Origin of the sequence: Nonomuraea cypriaca (genome assembly GCF_015645445.1) — a bacterium.
GTDB lineage: Bacteria > Actinomycetota > Actinomycetes > Streptosporangiales > Streptosporangiaceae > Nonomuraea > Nonomuraea cypriaca.
In genome coordinates, this window is the sequence record NZ_JADOGI010000427.1 from 1 (window position 1) to 4015 (window position 4015).

At 71.0% G+C, this 4015-nt stretch carries 5 protein-coding genes; all 5 read right to left on the bottom strand.

What is annotated here, in order from left to right; translation table 11 throughout:
* Positions 1 to 91: 91 nt before the first annotated feature.
* Positions 92 to 706, bottom strand: coding sequence for a Uma2 family endonuclease (locus ITP53_RS54260; protein WP_195903291.1), 615 nt, complete (start codon positions 704 to 706; stop codon positions 92 to 94).
* A 21-nt stretch (positions 707 to 727) separates the two neighbouring features.
* Complete coding sequence (locus tag ITP53_RS54265; RefSeq protein ID WP_195903292.1) at positions 728 to 1378, bottom strand: adenosylcobinamide amidohydrolase; 651 nt, start codon at positions 1376 to 1378, stop codon at positions 728 to 730.
* A complete protein-coding gene (locus tag ITP53_RS54270; RefSeq protein ID WP_195903293.1) occupies positions 1369 to 2148 on the bottom strand; it encodes an ABC transporter ATP-binding protein in 780 nt (259 codons plus the stop codon). Before ITP53_RS54270 ends, ITP53_RS54265 begins: the two co-directional genes overlap by 10 nt.
* The gene (locus tag ITP53_RS54275; RefSeq protein WP_195903294.1) at positions 2145 to 3179 is read right to left on the bottom strand and encodes a FecCD family ABC transporter permease; all 1035 of its coding nucleotides are present in this window, start codon (positions 3177 to 3179) and stop codon (positions 2145 to 2147) included. Before ITP53_RS54275 ends, ITP53_RS54270 begins: the two co-directional genes overlap by 4 nt.
* A gap of 2 nt (positions 3180 to 3181) precedes the next feature.
* Positions 3182 to 4015 (bottom strand): ABC transporter substrate-binding protein (locus ITP53_RS54280; protein ID WP_195903295.1); only part of this gene is annotated, 834 nt, incomplete at its 5' end.

Consider the following 4015-nt stretch of genomic DNA (forward strand, 5'->3'; position numbering starts at 1 on the left):
GCGTTACACCCCCGCCCCCACCCTCCAGGACCCCGCCCAGGTCACACGGGGCGGGGCGCTCGCCTTGGAGACGACGGCCGGTCCGGGTCGATCAGTCGACGTCGATCAGATCGGCGGGGTCGAAGCTGACGGGGAAGGGGGACGACAGGGTGGCCCTGGTCCCGGCCTTGTGCGCGGTGGGTCCGCTGTAGGTGTCGCCGTCGATTTCGTAGACGTAGAGCGTGGGCCCTTCGTCCGGTTCGATGCGCCAGTAGGCGGGAATGCCCGCCGCGTACGCCGCCGCTTTCATCCCTCTGTCGTGCAATTTGGTGCTCGGACTGACCACCTCCACAGCCAGCAGCAGATCACTCGGAGCGAACATGAGTTTCACGGACTTGGCCGTGGCCCTGGGCACGACCACCAGGTCAGGGATGTAAAAGTCCTTGTCGGACACCCTCACGTTGACGGTCGAGTACACCTTCAGATGAGACGGCACCGCTTGGTGCAGAATCGTCTGCAGAAGGAAGATCGTGTCCTGGTGCAGGGGGGTGGGGGCAGGGCTCACAACCAGGCTCCCGTTGAAGAGCTCGTATCGGTTCCCGTCGTCGGGGAACTTGAGCAGGTCATCGACAGTGAACGGCGCATGGGGAAATGCCGTGCGCCCCGCCGGTTCCATCGTCGCCATTGCGGTCACCTGCCCAGTATCGGGAAACCAGCCGTCGAGCACATGCTACTTACCCGAATTTCCTCACTTAGAGTCACGAGGACGCCACGCTTCGGCGCCCCGCCGTACGGCGGTGTGTACGGCCCGCGCCAGCCGCGCCCCCCACTCCGACCGCGGCCCGCCGAACAGCTCCGCGGGCATATTCACGGGCCCATCCACGGGTACGGCCACGCACACGGCGTCAGAAGCCGTCCCCGTGCACGGGAAGCCCGCCTCGATCAACGCCTGGGACTTGGCCTCCGTAACCGTCATCACGGCGTTGACCAGGGCGGCGTCGGTCATGGCGACCGGCAGGACGGCCACGATGTTGATGGTCCCGGCCCGCATCGGCGCCAGCTCGGGATCCACGTCCCCCTCGGGAGCGGCCGCCCAGGTGGGGACGCGCAGTCCCACGGTGGCGACGGCCTCCACACCGCCGTCCGAGGCGCGGACGTACCGGTCCACGGAGGCGGCGGTGAGCATGCCCACCCCGTCGCCTCCTGGTCCCAGCGAGATCAGGTGGTCCACCGGATCCATGCGCGAGTAACCGGCGACCACCTGCGCGTTCAGCACCCACTCGCGCTCCCCGATCCCGCCGCCCAGCATGGCCGAGGAGATCATCCGCCATCCGGGCCCGAACTCCCACAGCAGCGCCCCGAGCCGCGCCCCCTCCTCGATCCGATACGTCAGCCGCACGGCCCGCCCCTCACCAGATGTACGACGGGCCGCCCGCCAGGCCCCTGCTCGATCTTGACATGCGCGTCGAAGTGCTGACCGACGAGCGGCTCGGTGAGCACCTCGGCGGGCTCGCCGGCGGCCACGGCCCGCCCCTCGGCCAGCAGGAGGAGGGCGTCGGCGTACAGGCCGGCCACGGTCAGGTCGTGCAGGGTGGTGACCACTGTCAGGCCGTCGGCGCGGCGCAGGCGGTCGACCAGTTCGAGCACCTGCTGCTGGTGCCCGAGGTCCAGCGCGGTGGTGGGCTCGTCGAGCAGCAGCACGGGCGCCTCCTGGGCGAGCGCCCTGGCCAGCACCACCCGCTGCCGTTCCCCGCCGGACAGCTCCCCGACCCGCCGCGTGGCGAGGGCGCTCAGGTCCAGCCGGTCCAGTACGGCCTCGGTGACCTCCCGGTCGTGCCTGCTCTCCCTCCCGAGGTACGGGATGTACGGCGTACGCCCCAGCAACGCGTAGTCGAAGACCGGCATGTCGGGAGGCAGTGCGGGCGTCTGCGGCGCGTACGCCAGCAGCCGGGCCCGCTCGCGCGGCCTGAGCCCGGCGGCCGGCCGCCCGTCCAGCGTGACGTCGCCGCGGTGCGGCAGAAGCCCCATGACGGCCTTGAGCAGGGTGGACTTGCCGGCCCCGTTGGGCCCGATGATCGCCAGCCAGGCGCCGCGCGGCACCACGAGGGACACACCGCTGACGACTTCACGCCCGCCGAGCCGTACGGAGAGGGCGGAGGTGCTGATCATGTGACCGCCCGCCGGGTCATGCGCAGGACGCCCACGAAGAACGGCGCCCCCACGAACATCGTCACGACCCCGATCGGCAGCTCGGCGGGCGCGAGGACGGTCCGGGCGAGGAGATCGGCCAGCACCAGGAAGGCCGCGCCGCCGATGAGCGACAGCGGTAACACGATCCGGTACGAGCCGCCCGCCAGCCGCCTGACGACGTGCGGCACGACGATGCCCACGAACCCGATCAGCCCGCTCACCGCCACGGCCGCCGCGGTGGCCAGGGACGCGGCCAGCAGCACGGCGAACCGTACCCGTGCCGCCCGCACCCCGAGGCTGGTGGCCTCCTCGTCGCCCACGGCGAGTACGTCGAGCATCCGCCCGTGCAGCAGGAGCAGCACGGCGGAGACGGCGGCGTACGGGAGCACCAGCCACAGCTGGTCCCAGCCGCCGCCCACGTCGCCGAGGATCCACGAGTAGATGCGCTGTAACTCCTCGACCTTGAACTGCTGGACGAAGGTCTGGATCGCGGTCAGGAACGACGTGACCGCCACCCCGGCCAGCACGAGCGTGGCGGTGCCGCCCGCCCGCCCGGCGGTGTTGCCGAGCGTGTAGGCCAGGAACACGCCGCCCACGGCCCCCGCGAAGGCCGCGATCGGGACGCTCCCGGCCATGGCGGGCAGCGCCACGATGGCCACGGTCGCCGCGAGCCCGGCGCCCGCCGCGGCCCCCAGCAGGTACGGGTCCGCGAGCGGATTCCTGAACACCCCCTGGTACCCGGCGCCGGCCATGGCGAGTAGTCCGCCCACCACGGCGGCGACGAGCACCCTGGGCAGCCGCAGCTCGTACAGCAGACCCTGCTCGATGGGCGCGAGGCCCGAGTCGACGTGGACGAACGGCAGCCAGTCCGCCGCCTGGAGCACGACCTGCCACGGCGAGATGTCGGCGGCCCCGTCGAGGAGCCCCGCGATCATGGAGACGGCCAGCACGGCCAGGGCGCACGCCAGCCACAGGGGCCTGGCCCTGGACGGGCCGGTCGGCGTCGCCATGGTCAGCTCGCGCCGGCCTTGGCGCCGGCTTTGGCGACGGCGGCGCCGATGGTCTCGGCGAGCTGGACGATCCTGGGCCCCCAGCGCGAGGCGACGTCGTCGTCGAGCTCGATCACCTGGTCGTCCGCGATGGCCGACAGGCTCTTCCAGCCGGGCCGCTGGGCCAGGGCCTCCTTGTTCTGGCCGCAGCACTTGACGTCGGCCAGGAAGATCAGGTCCGGGTCGGCCTGGGCCACGAACTCGGCCGACAGCTTGGGATAGCCGCCCGCCGGGTCGGGGACCTTGTCGGCGATGTTCGTGAGGCCGAACATGCCGTAGATCTGGCCGATGAAGGTCTGGGACGTGGCCGCGTACGGCGTCTGGTCGAGCTCGTGGTAGTACGTGAGCTTGTTGTCCTTGGGCGCCTCGGCGGCCAGCTTGTCCATGGCCGTCCTCATGCCGGACACGACCTCGCCGGCCTTGGCCTGGTTCCCGGTGGCGGCGCCGAGCTCGGTGATCTCCTCGTACGCCTCGTCGATCTTCGTGGCGGCCGGCTGGAGCAGGACGGGCACGTTGACCTTGGCCAGTTCTGAGACGACCTTGTCGAGGTCGTCGGAGACGATGACCAGGTCGGGCTTCTGGGCGACGATGGCCTCGACGTTCGGCTTGAAGCCGGACAGCTCGGTCTTGGGAGCCTCGGGCGGGAAGTTCGACTGGTCGTCGACCGCGATGACCTGGGGTCCGGCGCCGATGGCGAACAGCGTCTCGGTGTGGGTGGCCGAGAGGGAGACGATGCGCTCCGGCTTCTCGCCGATGGTGACCTGGCCGTTGCCGGCCTCGATCGTGACGGGGAAGCC